Source organism: Paracoccus sp. IB05, assembly GCF_016405985.1.
GTDB lineage: Bacteria > Pseudomonadota > Alphaproteobacteria > Rhodobacterales > Rhodobacteraceae > Pseudogemmobacter.
This window is the reverse complement of record NZ_JAEFCF010000002.1, coordinates 132,770-145,493: the sequence shown is the minus strand read 5'-3', so window position 1 is coordinate 145,493 and position 12,724 is coordinate 132,770. Positions and strand designations below refer to the sequence as shown.

Genomic DNA, 12,724 nt, shown 5'->3' with positions numbered 1-12,724 from the left:
CCTCAGAACAGTTTCGCAATCAGCACCGCCGCCCCCAGCGACCCCAGCGTCATCGCGGCCGCGAGCAGCAGGACAGTCCCCCAGCCAAACCCCTGAACCGGGCGCTGCATCTGGCTGCGCTCGTCCAGGGCAACCAGCCTTGCCTCTGCCAAAGCCGGAAGCCGGGGCAGAAACCGCGCCAGAACGCGACTGGTGCGCCAGAGATCACGCAGCACCGCTTTGGGCCCGATGCTGGTGCGGATATAGGATTCGACCACCGGCCGTGCGACCTCCCACATGTTCAGATGTGGGTCGAGGCTTCGTGCCACGCCTTCAACCACGACCATGGTGCGCTGCAACAGGATCAGCTCGGTCCGGGTTTCCATGCCAAAGCGCTCGGTCACCTCGAACAGATAGGCCAGCAGCTTTGCCATCGAGATCCGGTTCGCCTCCATACCGAAAATCGGCTCTCCGACCGCGCGCAGGGCCCGGGCGAATTCGTCGATATTGCGGTCGGGCGGCACATAGCCGGCCTCGAAATGCACTTCGGCAACGCGGCGATAATCCTTCTGGATGAAGCCCATCAGGATCTCGGCATAGACACGGCGGGTATATTCGTCGATCCGCCCCATGATCCCGAAATCATAGACGATCAGATCACCATTCGGGGCGACCTTCAGATTGCCCTGATGCATATCGGCATGGAAAAAGCCGTCCCGCAGCGCATGCGACAGGAAGAGCACCAGCACCCGCCGGCCAAGCTCCGCCCGGTCGATCCCGGCGGCGTCAATTGCGGCAATTTCGTTCAGCCCGATCCCCTCGGCCCAGTCGATTGTCAGCACCGTCCGGCCCGAGAGCCCCCAATGCGGGCGCGGCACGACAAGCCGGTCATCTTTGGCCGTATGTTCTGCAAATTCAGCGGCTTCGGCACATTCCAGCCGCAGATCCAGCTCGCCCTGGACCACGCCATCGAAATGCGCGACCACATCGGAAGGCCGCAGCCTGCGCGAAAACGGCGCCAGTCGCTCCATCCATTTCGCCGCATAGTAAAAGGCGTCGATATCCCTGCGGAAGGCGCGCTCGATCCCCGGGCGAAGGACCTTCACCGCAACTTCGGCACCTGTGTCTCGCAGGCGCGCATGGTGAACCTGGGCGATTGAGGCCGCCGCAACCGGCTCGGAAAGCTCGGAAAAAAGCGCATCGGCGGGGGCGCCGAATTCTGCGGCAATGATCTGGCGCGCCTCCTCCATCGGGAAGGGCGGCAGCTTGTCCTGCAGATATTTTAACTGCTCGGACAGCTCGGCGCCAACAATATCGGGGCGGGTGGAGAGCACCTGGCCCAGCTTGATATAGGCAGGCCCAAGCGCGGTGATCGCGCGCGTCACCGGCGGCAGCGCCGGATCGCCCTTCAGCCCGAGAAAGCGGAACGGCCGCCCCAGCAGCCGCGCCGCAAAACGCAGCCGCGGCGAGACCTCCATCGCCTCGAGCGCCACGACCATTGCGCCGGTGCGCTCGAAGGTCGCGCCGGTGCGGATCAGCCGCCAGATATTATGCGGGCCGCGCATCTCAGACCTTCCAGCCGGAATGCAGCGCCGCAATCCCAAGCGAGAGGTTGCGATATTTCACCAGATCGAACCCGGCCTTGCGGATCATCTCGGCAAAGACCTCTTGTTCGGGGAATTTGCGGATCGATTCCACCAGATATTGATAGGAATCGCGGTCGCCCGTCACCATCTGGCCCATCGGCGGGATGATGTTGAACGAATAAAGGTCGTAAACCTTTTGCATCAGATCATTCGGGATCTGGCTGAATTCCAGCACCATGAGCCGCCCGCCAGGGCGCAGCACGCGGTAAGCCTCGGACAAAGCGTCCTGGACCCGCGTCACATTCCGGATGCCGAAACTGATCGTATAGGTGTCAAAGCTGTTCGACGCAAAAGGCAGCGCCATCGCATCGCCGACCACCCAGTCGAGATGATCGGCCATGCTGCTGGCCTCGGCCCGCTCACGGCCCGCGATCAGCATGTTCTCGGTCATGTCGCAGACCACGGCCGAGGCACCCGGCGCGCGCTTCAGATAGCGAAACGCCACATCGCCGGTGCCGCCCGCGACATCCAGCAGCCGCGTCCCTGGCCTTGGCGCCAGCCAGTCCATCATCGCATCCTTCCAGATCCGATGGATGCCAACCGACATCAGGTCATTCATCACGTCATATTTCGAGGCGACCGAGGAAAACACGCCATGAACCAGGCCCGCTTTTTCTTCCTCCCGCACGTCGCGAAAGCCGAAATGAGTGGTTTTGTCCTGATCTGACATGGTTTTCGCCCGGATTGTGCCGCGGATAACGGCTCTGCACCGGGGATATACCGCAAGAGCGCAAAGGGAAACCAGTCAAACCGCGCAGCCTCTTGGAGCGGGGCGGTCTTGCGCTTAGGTTTCGCCTGCGAATCCAGGGGAAGATGATCATGCCGGAACTGCCCGAAGTGGAAACCGTGCGCCGCGGGCTTGAGCCGGTGATGGAGGGGCAGCAGATCCTCGCCGCGCAGGTGAACCGCCCCGATCTGCGCTGGCCCTTTCCGCCGCGCATGGCAGAACGGCTGACCGGCGCGCGCATCAACGCGCTGCGGCGGCGGTCGAAATACATCCTTGCGGATCTTTCAACCGGCGAGACGCTGCTGATCCATCTTGGCATGTCGGGGCGGATGCTGATTTCGGGTGCCCAGGTTGGCGGTTTTCATCACAACCATCCGGCGCCTGCTAAACATGACCATGTCGTCTTCGATATGGCGGGCGGCGCGCGTGTGACCTTCAACGATCCCCGCCGCTTTGGCGCGATGGATCTTCTGGACACCGTGAGTGCCGAGGCGCATCCGCTCCTCGCCGTGATCGGGCCGGAGCCGCTGGGGAATGCGTTTGACGGCGCGTACCTGGCGGCGCGGCTTGCGGGGCGGAAGACGCCGGTGAAATCGGCGCTGCTGGATCAGCGGATCGTCGCGGGTCTGGGCAATATCTATGTCTGTGAGGTGTTGTTTCGCGCCGGTATCGCCCCCGACCGGCTTGCGGGCGATCTGACCGGTAAACAGGCCCAGGGCCTTGTGCCGCTGATCCGCGAAGTGCTGTCAGAGGCGATTGAGGCCGGAGGATCTTCTCTGAAAGATTACCGCCAGGCCGATGGCGAGCTTGGCTATTTCCAGCACAGTTTCCGCGTCTATGGCCGCGAGGGCGGTGCCTGCACCACACCTGGCTGCAAAGGCAGCATTGCGCGGATCGTGCAGGCAGGCAGATCGTCCTTCTTCTGTCCGGACTGCCAGCGATAAGGGCTCAGCTTGCCTTCCTGACCCTCAGGTGGCAGGAGTCACGGACCTGTTAACCGGAGACCCCGCGATGGCCTATGAAACCCTGATCGTCGAGATCGAGGATTATACCTGCCTCATCCGTCTCAACCGCCCCGATGCGCTGAACGCGCTGAATTCGCAGCTGATGAAAGAGCTGGCGCAGGCGGTCACCGCCGCAGACAAGAATGACAAGGTGCGCTGCATCGTGATCACCGGCAGCGAAAAGGCCTTTGCGGCCGGCGCCGATGTGAAGGAAATGGCCTCCAAAGGCTTTACCGATGTATTTTTCGACAATCTCTTCGGCCCCGAGGCCGAGGCGATCATGCGCTGCCGCACCCCTGTCATCGCGGCCGTGTCGGGCTATTGCCTGGGCGGCGGCTGCGAGCTGGCGATGCTGAGCGATTTCATCATCGCCGCGGATACCGCGAAGTTCGGCCAGCCCGAGATCAATCTGGGCATCTGCGCCGGCATGGGCGGCACCCAGCGTCTGACGCGCCTCGTGGGCAAGTCGAAATCAATGGATATGCATCTGACCGGGCGCTTCATGGAGGCTGCCGAGGCGGAGCGTTCGGGCCTTGTGAGCCGCATCTTCCCGGCGAAAACCCTGCTGGAAGAGGCGCTGAAAATTGCGGCAAAGATTTCCGAAAAGTCGATGATCACCGCGATGATCGTGAAAGAAACCGTGAACCGCGCCGAAGAGACCAGCCTTTCCGAAGGGCTCCTGTTCGAGCGCCGCATGTTCCATGCCGCCTTCGCGACCGAAGACCAGAAAGAGGGCATGGCCGCCTTCCTGGAAAAGCGCCAGCCGCAATTCCGCGACCGCTGATTCCCGTTTGCAAAGCCGGGGCCTTTCGCGTATAGGCCCCGTCAGACATGCGCGTGGGCCCGCTTAGGCATTTGTGATTCCCGTCCTCCGGGCCAGTTTTGGCCATATGGGCGGGGCCATCGGGTTTCGTGCATTTAAAGTTTGATATCCGAAGGACAAAGCCCATGGCAAATACCGCCCAGTCGAAAAAACGCGCCCGCCAGGCCGAAGCACGTCATGACGTGAATAAAGCCCGCCGCTCGCGCATCCGCACCTTCCTGCGCAAAGTTGAAGAAGCCATCGCTTCGGGCGACCAGGCTGCTGCGGCCGCCGCTCTGAAAGCCGCTCAGCCCGAGCTGGCACGTGGCGTGACCAAGGGCGTTCTGCACAAGAACACCGTTGCGCGCAAAATGTCGCGCCTCTCGGCCCGTGTGAAAACCACCGGCGCAACCGCCTGAATTCGGTTCACCGTCCCGGCGTATCGGGGAAATCTGAGGGCGCGATCCGCAGGGATCGCGCCCTTTTCCGTGCCCTGCCTCCCGGTCCGGAGCCAGTCTGGAACCAGTCTGGAACCAGTCTGGAACCAGTCCGGCGCAGGCGCGGCGAGAAGACCCCGCCATGCCGCGTTAACAAAGCGATTCCCCAGGCGCCGTACAGGGGTCAATCCCGCGCGGGAAAAATATCCGCACTGTCGGATTTCGGGCGGGATTTTGCCGCTGACATGGCCTCAGACAGCCAGAGAACGTAGCGCTTCTGCCGCCTCTTCAGGATTCGCCCCGACGGACTCTGTGTCAAGCGAGTTGTTCAGTTGCAGAGCGCGCGCGCGGCTTGCTACTTTGACCAGGCGATTCACTTCGCCCTGGGGGACAGGGAAATGTCGCAAACCTGAAATCACAACCGACACCTTGGGCTGCCAGCCAATAAGATCGGGGATTTCAGTTTGTGTTCAACCGGATAGAGCCAGCACTCTGGCTTTTGTCTGGTGCCCGGCCGGTGCAGCAGGTCTGCCCGGCATGTCTTATGTTTTGCCCTGCGGCGGAGGATGACCCTCTGACCTTCGCAGCCTTTCCGGTGCGGCGGTCAAAAGGTCGGGTCTCGCGAATTCGACCGTGCCGCATCGGGCGGAGCGGTGAGGTGATTGGGCAGGTCTGGTTAGAATGACGAATGAAACTTGGGGGCAGATCCGCGAAGGTCTCATCAGCCGGGTCGGACGAAATAATTATACAACCTGGATCGAACCCCTGCGGCTGTCACAGCTGGAGGGCGGCGTCGCGCTGTTCGAGGTCCCCACCCCGTTTTTCGGAGACTGGGTGCAACGCAACTATGGCGACCATATCCGCAATCAGCTGCTGACCTCCGGCGCTCTGGTCGAGCGGCTTGAATTCCTTGTCGGCACTGATGCCCCGCGCTCTGCCGCGACCGCGTCTTCCCAGCGTGCTGCGGGCACCAGACCGGCAGTCGCGGCCCCTGCACCACAGACCCGCGGCCGTGCGACCCAGGACGATGATCTGCCGGGCGCTCCGCTGGACGGTCGCTTCACCTTTGACAGTTTTGTGGTCGGCAAGCCGAACGAGCTCGCCCATGCTGCCGCGCGCCGCGTGGCCGAAGGCGGACCAGTCACCTTCAACCCGCTGTTTCTTTATGGTGGCGTCGGTCTCGGCAAAACCCACCTGATGCATGCCATCGCGCATGAGCTGCGCGAGCAGAAGCCCGATCTGAAGGTGCTCTACCTCTCGGCCGAGCAGTTCATGTATCGCTTCATCCAGGCGCTGCGCGACAAACAGGTGATGGATTTCAAATCGCTGTTCCGCTCGGTCGATGTGCTGATGGTGGATGATGTGCAATTCATCGCCGGCAAGGATTCCACCCAGGAGGAGTTCTTCCATACTTTCAACGCGCTGGTGGATCAGAACAAGCAGATCATCATCTCGGCCGACCGCGCCCCGGGCGAGATCAAGGATCTGGAAGACCGGATCAAATCACGCCTGCAATGCGGTCTGGTGGTTGACCTGCATCCGACCGATTACGAGCTGCGTCTCGGCATTCTGCAGCAGAAAGCCGAATTCTACCGTGGCCAATATGGCGGGCTTGCGATCAGCCAGGGCGTGCTGGAGTTCCTCGCGCATCGTATCACGACCAATGTGCGGGTGCTGGAAGGCGCGCTGACCCGGCTTTACGCCTTCGCCTCGCTGGTTGGGCGTGAAATCACCCTGGAACTGGCGCAGGACTGTCTCGCCGACATTCTGCGCGCCTCGGATCGCAAACTGTCGATCGAGGAGATCCAGCGCAAGGTCGCCGAGCATTACAATATCAGGCTCTCGGATATGATCGGGCCAAAGCGCCTGCGCACCATCGCGCGCCCGCGTCAGGTGGCGATGTATCTGTCGAAACAGCTGACCTCGCGCTCTTTGCCGGAAATTGGCCGCCGTTTTGGCGGGCGTGATCATACAACGATCATGCATGGCGTGAGGAAAATCGAGGAACTGGCGGCCATCGACAGCCAGCTTGCTGATGACATCCAGTTGCTCAAGCGACTGTTGCAAGGCTGACCGCCCGATTTCTTGCAAGAAATCGGCCCGGAGTTTTTAAAAACTCCGGGTTACGCCAGATGGATACGGCACGGTCTTGACGAGACTGGCAAAGCTTCGCAAAGTCAGGCAAAACAGGCAGCCGGGCTTCCCGGCCCGCTTCGTGCGCCCTGAATGCGGGCAAGAGGATTTGGACGAATGAAACTCTCGATCGAACGCGCATCGCTTCTCAAGGCGCTGGCTCAGGCTCAATCCGTTGTCGAGCGGCGCAATACGATCCCGATCCTTGCCAATGTGCTGATCGAGGCTGAAGGCGCCCAGGTGTCTTTCCGCGCGACCGATCTGGATATCGAAGTGGTCGACCGGACCGATGCAATGGTCGAACGCGCCGGAGCAACCACGGTCTCGGCGGTCATGCTGCATGAGATCGTGCGGAAACTGCCGGATGGCGCGCTGGTCAACCTGTCAGAGGATGGCGCCTCGGGGCGGCTGACGATCACGGCAGGGCGCTCGACCTTCAGCCTGGCGACGCTGCCGAAAGAAGATTTCCCGGTGATGGCGTCATCTGAATACAGCACGAATTTTTCGGCCCCCGCAACCGATCTGCGCCGGCTGTTCGACAAGGCGAAATTCGCGATTTCGACGGAAGAGACACGCTATTATCTGAACGGCGTCTATCTGCATGTCTCGACCGGCGATGATGGCCCGGTCTTGCGCGCGGTAGCGACCGATGGTCACCGCCTCGCACGGATCGATGCGCCGCTGCCGGCGGGCGCCGAAGAGATGGCTGGCGTGATCGTGCCGCGCAAAACCGTCAACGAGCTGCGCAAGCTGCTTGATGATGATGAGGCGAAAATCGCGGTTTCGGTTTCCGAGACCAAGATCCGCTTCGCGACCCCGGCGATCACGCTGACCTCGAAAGTGATCGACGGCACTTTCCCGGATTATACCCGCGTGATCCCGCAGCATAATACCCGCCGGCTTGAGGTTGACGCCAGCGAATTCGCCAAGGCGGTTGACCGGGTGGCAACCGTGTCGTCGGAACGCTCGCGCGCGGTGAAGCTGTCGCTTGACGAGGATCGGCTGGTGCTTTCGGTCAATGCGCCGGACAGCGGTGCGGCGGAGGAAGAGCTCGCCGTCGCCTATGCCGATGAGCGGCTGGAAATCGGTTTCAACGCGAAATACCTGCTGGAGATTGCCAGCCAGGTGGATCGTGAGAATGCGGTGTTCCTGTTCAATTCTTCAGGCGATCCGACGCTGATGCGCGAAGGCAATGATACATCGGCGGTCTATGTTGTGATGCCGATGCGCGTCTGATTTCGGGCCGCAACGTGGGGGCCAGCCCCCACACCCCCGGGATATTTAGGGACAGAAAATGAGCGGGCTTTGGGTCACTGCGCTGAGCCTGTCGCATTTTCGCAGCCACCAGGCTTTGCGGCTGGAATTTGACGGAAGACCGGTGGCGCTTTCCGGCGCGAATGGCGCCGGAAAGACCAATATTCTGGAAGCGGTGTCGCTCCTGTCGCCGGGGCGCGGTTTGCGTGGGGCGACGTCTGAGGAATTCATCCGCCGGCCCGAAGCGATCGGCTGGAAAATCACTGCGGATGTTTCGGGCCCGGGCGGGTTGCACCGGCTGGAAACCTGGGCCGAACCGGGCGGGACGCGGCAGGTCCGGCTTGATGACAAGACCTCGACCCAGCTGGCGCTTGGTCAGGTGATGCGGGTTCTGTGGCTGGTGCCGGCGATGGACCGGCTCTGGCTGGAAGGCGCCGAGGGGCGGCGCAAATTCCTCGACCGCATGGCTTTGTCGTTTTTTCCCGACCATGCCGAGGCCACGCTGGCCTATGAAAAGGCGATGCGGCAGCGCAATCGTCTGTTTCGCGACGATGTCAGCGACCCGCACTGGTATTCCGCGCTTGAGGCGCGGATGGCCGAGACCGGCACGATCATCGCCGCCAACCGGAGCGCAGTGCTGGAGCGGATCAAAGCGGCCCAGGCCGGGGCGGTTTCGGCCTTTCCCCGAGCCGATCTCAGCCTGAGCCACCCGGAAGACGACAAGGGCAATCTTGCCACCGCCCTGGCATTGGGCCGGCGGCGGGATATGGCTGCAGGGCGGGCGCTGGCGGGGCCGCATCGTGCCGATCTCGAGGCGGTCTACAGCGATAAGGGCGTGCCGGTCGCGATGTGCTCTACCGGCGAGCAGAAGGCGCTCCTGATCTCGCTGATCCTCGCCAATGCGCGTGCTCTGGCGGCCGAGACCGGTTTCGCGCCGGTTTTGCTGCTGGATGAGGTGGCGGCGCATCTCGACCCGGGCCGGCGCGCGGCGCTTTATGACGAGATCTGTGCACTGGGCGCCCAGGCGCTGATGACCGGGACAGATGCATCCTTGTTTGACAGCCTTGACGGAAGGGCGCAGACACTGGTTGTCGCCGCAGACGGCACCCGGTCGAGAGTGAGCCAATGACACCACAACGCGTTACCCTGATCACCCTCGGCGTGGCCGATCTGACCGCAGCACGGGCCTTTTATGCACGGCTGGGCTGGCAGGAACATGGCGAGAGCCAGGAGGGGGTGGCCTTTTTCCAGATCAACGGTCTGGCGCTGGCGCTGTTCGGGCGCGCGGCGCTGGCCGCAGATCAGGGGCGGCCCGGCGCCGCGCTTGGCAGCGGCGCGGTGACGCTGGCGCAGAATTTCGCCACAGAGGCCGAAGTTGACGCGGCCTATGCTGCGGCGCTGGCGGCGGGCGCAACCGCGCTGAAAGCGCCTGAAGGTGTGTTCTGGGGCGGCTATTCCGGCTATTGGGCCGATGCGGATGGCCATGTCTGGGAAGTGGCGATGAACCCTTTCTGGCCGCTGAATGCCGATGGCAGCCTGACCTTACCGGAATGACCCCATGACCGTGACCCTGTGGCAATTGCTGGTCTATGCCGGCGCGATGGCAGCACTTTGGGCGGTGCCGGGACCGGTCTGGGTCGCATTGCTCGCGCGGGCGCTTTCGGGCGGCTTTGCGGCGGCCTGGCCGCTGGCGGTGGGGGTGGCGCTTGGCGATCTGGCCTGGCCCTTCGCCGCAATCATGGGGATGAGCTGGATCCTCAGCCAATATGGCGGGTTTCTCGAGATCCTGCGCTGGCTGGCGGCGGCGATTTTCCTCCTGATGGGGATCATGCTGCTGCGCGCGCCCGGCGGTGCCGTTACCGCCGACAGCCGGCTCACGCGGCCCGGGCTGATCGCAGGCTTTACCGTCGGCCTTGCGGCGGTGATCGGCAACCCCAAGGCGATCCTGTTTTACATGGGGGCGCTGCCAGGGTTCTTCTCGCTTGATCAGCTGAACCGCTGGGACATTCTGGCGATCATCTCGATTTCCGCCTTCGTGCCGATGCTCGGAAATCTTGCCCTTGCGCTGTTTCTCGACCGGGCGCGGGCGCTGTTGCAAAGCCCGTCCGCGCTGCGGCGGCTCAACATCGCGGCAGGGGTTATGCTGATCCTTGTGGCCCTGCTTATCCCCTTTCTCTGACTACAAAATCTTGTGGCATATGCGTGACATTCCCGGCCTGAACCGCTATAACTCGCGTGCAATCTGAGGGGTTACGAGAGTATGGCTGACGAAGCCCGTAAGACCACCGAATACGGTGCCGATTCCATCAAAGTTCTCAAAGGGTTGGAAGCCGTTCGCAAGCGGCCCGGCATGTATATCGGCGATACCGATGACGGCTCGGGCCTGCATCACATGGTCTATGAGGTCGTCGATAACGGCATTGACGAGGCGCTGGCCGGTCACGCCACCGAAGTGGTGGTGACGATCCACGAAGACGACTCCGTCTCGGTGCGCGACAATGGGCGCGGCATCCCGGTCGGCATCCACGCGGAAGAAGGCGTTTCGGCAGCCGAGGTCATCATGACCCAGCTTCATGCCGGCGGGAAATTCAACAATACCGATGACAGCGGCAATGCCTATAAGGTCTCGGGCGGCCTGCACGGGGTCGGCGTTTCCGTGGTGAACGCGCTGTCGGAATGGCTCGACCTGACCGTCTGGCGCGACGACAAGGAATATAGGGGCCGGTTCGAATTCGGCGAATGCACCACGCATGTCTATGAGGCGGGCCCGGCGCCCGGCAAACGTGGCACTCAGGTGCGGTTTCTCGCCTCGGCCAAGGTCAATCGCCCGGATGGGACGTTTTCCAACCTCGAATACAGCTTCAAAACGCTGGAACACCGGCTGCGCGAACTTGCCTTCCTGAATTCGGGTGTCCGGATCGAGCTGAATGACCTGCGCACCGCCGAGCCGCAGCATGTCGAGCTGTATTACGACGGTGGTGTGCGGGAATTCGTGAAATATCTCGACCGCTCCAAACAATCGGTGATGGCCGAGCCGATCTATATCGTCGGCGAGCGCAACGGGATCGGCGTTGAGGTCGCGATGTGGTGGAACGACACCTATCACGAAAACGTCCTGCCCTTTACCAACAATATCCCGCAGCGCGATGGCGGCACCCATATGGCGGGCTTCCGCGGCGCGCTGACGCGGACGATCACTTCTTATGCGCAAAGCTCGGGTATCGCGAAAAAGGAAAAGATCGACTTTACCGGCGATGATGCGCGTGAAGGCCTGACCTGCGTGCTTTCCGTGAAAGTGCCGGATCCGAAATTCTCCAGCCAGACCAAGGATAAGCTGGTCTCCTCCGAGGTGCGGCCTGCGGTCGAGAACCTGGTGAATGAAAAGCTGAGCGAGTGGTTTGAAGAGAACCCGGCCGTTGCAAAGGTGATCGTTGGCAAGATCCTCGAAGCGGCGCTGGCCCGCGAAGCGGCGCGCAAAGCGCGCGAGCTGACCCGGCGCAAAACGGCGATGGATGTGAATTTCAACGCGGCCAAGCTGAAGGACTGCACCGAGAAAGACCCGTCGAAATCCGAAGTCTTCCTCGTCGAGGGTGACTCGGCAGGCGGCTCGGCCCAGACCGGGCGCGACCGGAAGAACCAGGCGATCCTGCCGTTGCGCGGCAAGATCCTGAACGTCGAACGGGCGCGGTTTGACAAGATGCTGGGCAGCCAGGAAATCGGCAACCTGGTGATGGCTCTTGGCACCGGCATCGGTCGTGACGAATTCAACATCGCCAAACTGCGCTACCACAAAGTCGTCATCATGACCGATGCCGATGTGGACGGCGCGCATATCCGGACGCTTCTTCTGACCTTCTTCTTCCGCCAGATGCCGGAGCTGATCGAGGGCGGCTACCTCTATATCGCGCAGCCGCCGCTTTATAAGGTCGCGCGTGGCAAGTCCGAGGTCTATCTGAAAGACCAGGCCGCGCTGGATGATTATCTTGTGGAACAAGGACTTGAAGGCGCTGTCCTGCGTCTGGCAACGGGCGAAGAAATCGCCGGCGCCGATCTGGCGCGGGTGCTTGACGGCGCCCGTCAGTTCCGCCGGATCCTTGATGCCTTCCCGTCCCACTACCCGCGACCGATCCTTGAACAGGCGGCGCTGGCAGGGGCGTTTGAGGCCGGCGCGGCAGATCGTGACCTCCAGTCCGTGGCGGATCAGGTGGCGCGGCGGCTCGACCTCGTTGCGCTGGAATATGAGCGTGGCTGGTCGGGGCGTATCACCCAGGACCAGGGCATTCGCCTGTCGCGTATTCTGCGCGGCGTCGAAGAGCTGCGGACGCTCGATGGCGCCGTGCTGCGCTCGGGCGAAGCGCGCAGGCTGGCGCAATCCGCCGCCACCCATCGCGATGTCTATCGCAATCCGGCCCGCCTCGTGCGCAAGGATCGCGAGCAGATGATCCATGGGCCCGGCGATCTGCTGAAAGCCATCCTCGCAGAAGGCGAGAAAGGCCTTTCGCTGCAACGCTATAAGGGTCTGGGCGAAATGAACCCCGAACAGCTGTGGGAAACCACGCTGGACCCCGAGGCCCGCACGCTGCTGCAGGTGAAGATCGACGATGTGGCCGAGGCCGACGACATCTTCACCAAGCTGATGGGCGATGTGGTGGAACCGCGTCGCGAGTTCATCCAGCAAAACGCGCTGACGGTCGAGAACCTCGATTTCTGAACGAAGCATAAAGAAAAACCCCCGCGAAGCA

At 62.3% G+C, this 12,724-nt stretch carries 11 protein-coding genes; 9 read left to right on the top strand and 2 right to left on the bottom strand.

The genetic code is table 11. The features are described from left to right. Positions 1-2: 2 nt before the first annotated feature. Both ubiB and ubiE read right to left on the bottom strand, forming a co-directional pair. Positions 3-1,544: a 2-polyprenylphenol 6-hydroxylase gene (gene ubiB, locus JC607_RS02235; protein ID WP_198835315.1), complete on the bottom strand. Its 1,542-nt coding sequence runs from the start codon at positions 1,542-1,544 to the stop codon at positions 3-5. A gap of 1 nt (position 1,545) precedes the next feature. Next, positions 1,546-2,295 carry a bifunctional demethylmenaquinone methyltransferase/2-methoxy-6-polyprenyl-1,4-benzoquinol methylase UbiE gene (gene ubiE / locus JC607_RS02230; protein ID WP_198835314.1) on the bottom strand — a complete coding sequence of 250 codons (750 nt, stop codon included), beginning with the start codon at positions 2,293-2,295 and terminating at the stop codon, positions 1,546-1,548. Between the two features lie 149 nt (positions 2,296-2,444). Between ubiE and mutM the strand changes: the two genes are divergently transcribed. From mutM to gyrB, 9 genes are all read left to right on the top strand, one after another. Then, positions 2,445-3,296, top strand: a complete 852-nt coding sequence (gene mutM, locus JC607_RS02225) for a bifunctional DNA-formamidopyrimidine glycosylase/DNA-(apurinic or apyrimidinic site) lyase (RefSeq protein ID WP_198835313.1) — start codon at positions 2,445-2,447, stop codon at positions 3,294-3,296. A gap of 67 nt (positions 3,297-3,363) precedes the next feature. Beyond that, entirely contained in the window at positions 3,364-4,140 is a 777-nt protein-coding gene (locus JC607_RS02220; RefSeq protein WP_198835312.1) for an enoyl-CoA hydratase, read from the top strand. A 164-nt stretch (positions 4,141-4,304) separates the two neighbouring features. Beyond that, complete coding sequence (gene rpsT, locus JC607_RS02215) at positions 4,305-4,577, top strand: 30S ribosomal protein S20 (protein WP_198835311.1); 273 nt, start codon at positions 4,305-4,307, stop codon at positions 4,575-4,577. Positions 4,578-5,276: 699 nt separating this feature from the next. After that, a complete protein-coding gene (dnaA, locus tag JC607_RS02210; protein ID WP_198835310.1) occupies positions 5,277-6,668 on the top strand; it encodes a chromosomal replication initiator protein DnaA in 1,392 nt (463 codons plus the stop codon). A 177-nt stretch (positions 6,669-6,845) separates the two neighbouring features. After that, the gene (gene dnaN, locus JC607_RS02205; protein ID WP_092900182.1) at positions 6,846-7,964 is read left to right on the top strand and encodes a DNA polymerase III subunit beta; all 1,119 of its coding nucleotides are present in this window, start codon (positions 6,846-6,848) and stop codon (positions 7,962-7,964) included. Positions 7,965-8,022: 58 nt separating this feature from the next. After that, positions 8,023-9,111, top strand: coding sequence for a DNA replication/repair protein RecF (recF, locus tag JC607_RS02200; RefSeq protein WP_198835309.1), 1,089 nt, complete (start codon positions 8,023-8,025; stop codon positions 9,109-9,111). Next, positions 9,108-9,536 carry a VOC family protein gene (locus tag JC607_RS02195; protein WP_198835308.1) on the top strand — a complete coding sequence of 143 codons (429 nt, stop codon included), beginning with the start codon at positions 9,108-9,110 and terminating at the stop codon, positions 9,534-9,536. The genes recF and JC607_RS02195 overlap by 4 nt, the downstream gene beginning before the upstream one ends. A 4-nt stretch (positions 9,537-9,540) precedes the next feature. Continuing rightward, positions 9,541-10,161: a LysE family translocator gene (locus tag JC607_RS02190; RefSeq protein WP_198835307.1), complete on the top strand. Its 621-nt coding sequence runs from the start codon at positions 9,541-9,543 to the stop codon at positions 10,159-10,161. 81 nt (positions 10,162-10,242) lie between these two features. Further along, a complete protein-coding gene (gene gyrB / locus JC607_RS02185) occupies positions 10,243-12,693 on the top strand; it encodes a DNA topoisomerase (ATP-hydrolyzing) subunit B (RefSeq protein ID WP_198835306.1) in 2,451 nt (816 codons plus the stop codon). Positions 12,694-12,724: the final 31 nt, after the last annotated feature.

Excerpts from the sequence above, each read along its gene's own strand:
- mutM (WP_198835313.1), top strand. The coding sequence starts at position 2,445 with ATGCCGGAACTGCCCGAAGTGGAAACCGTGCGCCGCGGGCTTGAGCCG.
- JC607_RS02195 (WP_198835308.1), top strand. The coding sequence starts at position 9,108 with ATGACACCACAACGCGTTACCCTGATCACCCTCGGCGTGGCCGATCTG.
- JC607_RS02190 (WP_198835307.1), top strand. The coding sequence starts at position 9,541 with ATGACCGTGACCCTGTGGCAATTGCTGGTCTATGCCGGCGCGATGGCA.
- gyrB (WP_198835306.1), top strand. The coding sequence starts at position 10,243 with ATGGCTGACGAAGCCCGTAAGACCACCGAATACGGTGCCGATTCCATC.
- ubiE (WP_198835314.1), bottom strand. The coding sequence starts at position 2,295 with ATGTCAGATCAGGACAAAACCACTCATTTCGGCTTTCGCGACGTGCGG.
- rpsT (WP_198835311.1), top strand. The coding sequence starts at position 4,305 with ATGGCAAATACCGCCCAGTCGAAAAAACGCGCCCGCCAGGCCGAAGCA.
- dnaA (WP_198835310.1), top strand. The coding sequence starts at position 5,277 with ATGACGAATGAAACTTGGGGGCAGATCCGCGAAGGTCTCATCAGCCGG.
- ubiB (WP_198835315.1), bottom strand. The coding sequence starts at position 1,544 with ATGCGCGGCCCGCATAATATCTGGCGGCTGATCCGCACCGGCGCGACC.
- dnaN (WP_092900182.1), top strand. The coding sequence starts at position 6,846 with ATGAAACTCTCGATCGAACGCGCATCGCTTCTCAAGGCGCTGGCTCAG.
- recF (WP_198835309.1), top strand. The coding sequence starts at position 8,023 with ATGAGCGGGCTTTGGGTCACTGCGCTGAGCCTGTCGCATTTTCGCAGC.
- JC607_RS02220 (WP_198835312.1), top strand. The coding sequence starts at position 3,364 with ATGGCCTATGAAACCCTGATCGTCGAGATCGAGGATTATACCTGCCTC.